This is a genomic window from Lysobacter zhanggongensis, from assembly GCF_046638635.1.
Classification (GTDB): Bacteria; Pseudomonadota; Gammaproteobacteria; order Xanthomonadales; family Xanthomonadaceae; genus Novilysobacter; species Novilysobacter luteus.
Genome location: NZ_JBJXHK010000160.1, coordinates 1 through 1,668, shown reverse-complemented (window position 1 = coordinate 1,668; position 1,668 = coordinate 1). Strand labels below are relative to the sequence as shown.

Below are 1,668 nucleotides of genomic sequence, written 5' to 3'. Positions count from 1 at the left end.
CCGGCATCGGGGTCGCGCGGGGTGCTCGGCGCGATCGCGGTCGCGGCGCCGTGGGCGCTGCCGAAGGGCTGCGCCGTCGCCTACACCGACAAGGGTGCGGGCACCGACTATTTCGACCTCGATGCGGGCCTTGGCGTACGCGCGGATGGCACGGTCGGTGCACCGGTCGACGGCCTGGCCTTCGTGCCGGACCCGGCGTCGGGCCGCGGCGTAGCGGTCAAGCACGCCCACTCGCGCGACAACCCGGAGGCCGACTGGGGCGTGCACGTGAAACAGGCCGCCGAGTTCGCCCTGCAGGCGCTTGATCGTGCGTTCCCGCAGGCCGCCCCGTTCGCGTTCGACAACACCACTGTCATCGCGGTGGGCATCTCCAATGGCGGCGGCGCGGTGCTGCGGGCCGCTGAGGCCGACGGCGATGACTGGCTCGATGCGGTGGTCGCCGGCGCGCCCAATATCACCGTGGCCGGCGCGCGCCCGCTGTACGACTACACCACCGAGGCGGCGCTGCTGATGCCGTGTGCATTGCCGGTGCTGGGCATTCCGCCGATGCCGACCGCTGCCGCGCAGTGCGCCGCGCTGGCCGATGCCGGCCTGGTAAGCGGCGACACGCTCGAGGCGCGGCAACGCTCGGCCTACGACACCCTTCGCGTGAACGGTTGGACCGACTCCGCGCTGCGCGCCGGCTCGATCAGCGTCGGGTTCGACCTGTGGCGCGCGGTCGCGGTGACGTATGCCTCCGCTTACGGCCGCTTTGGTGTCGGCGAGCACCCCTGCGGCCACACGTTCTCGGCGCTGACCGCCGAGGGCGCACCGCGCCCGGCCACCGGGGCCGAGCGCGCCGCCTGGTTTGCCGACGGCAGCGGGATCCCGCCGGGTGCGGGCGTCGGGATGGTGGCCCCGACGGGGGACCCGGATGCGCCATTGAAGGAACTNGGGCGCACCGCGCCCGGCCACCGGGGCCGAGCGCGCCGCCTGGTTTGCCGACGGCAGCGGGATCCCGCCGGGTGCGGGCGTCGGGATGGTGGCCCCGACGGGGGACCCGGATGCGCCATTGAAGGAACTCCAGTGCCTGCGCGGGATGTGGGACGGGCAGGGAGCCGACGCCGACCGCGTCCGCACCGGCATCGAGGCACTCACCGCGCGGACACCGCGTGCGGGCCTGCCGGTGATGGTGGTGCACGGCCTGGACGACGGCCTGATCCCGACGGCCTTTACCAGTGCTCCGTACGTCGCCGCCGCTCAGGCCGTCGGCGCCGACGTGCGCCACTGGCAGGTGCGGAACGTCCAGCATTTCGATGCCTTCCTCGGCTTGCCGGCCTATGGCGCGCACTACCTGCCGTTGCTGCCGTACATCTACGAGGCGCTGGACCGCACCTGGGCGCATCTGCACGACGGCGCGCCGATGCCGGCGGACGCGGTGATCGCGACCACGCCGCGCGGCGCTGGCAATGCGCTCAAGGCGAGCGACCTGGCGATGCCCGAGTAGCGGGAACTGGCCCCTGTAGGAGCGGCTTCAGCCGCGATGCGAAGATCGACACGGGGACGAGATTACCGATCGCCGCCGAAGCCGCTCCTACAGACAAGAAAGGCGCCCCGTAGGGCGCCTTTTTCGTGGTCACATCCTGACCGCGCGGATCACGCCCCGCGCGGACCGCGGCCGCCACCCGG

General features: G+C 72.9%; 1 protein-coding gene and 1 pseudogene. Both read left to right on the top strand.

Annotation, left to right across the window (positions count from 1 at the left end):
* Positions 1-21: 21 nt before the first annotated feature.
* Positions 22-840 (top strand): annotated as a pseudogene (locus ACKVMH_RS13425) (3-hydroxybutyrate oligomer hydrolase family protein); the annotation flags it as partial.
* A 178-nt stretch (positions 841-1,018) separates the two neighbouring features.
* Positions 1,019-1,486: a 3-hydroxybutyrate oligomer hydrolase family protein gene (locus ACKVMH_RS13420; RefSeq protein ID WP_412700655.1), complete on the top strand. Its 468-nt coding sequence runs from the start codon at positions 1,019-1,021 to the stop codon at positions 1,484-1,486.
* The last annotated feature ends 182 nt before the right edge of the window (positions 1,487-1,668 follow it).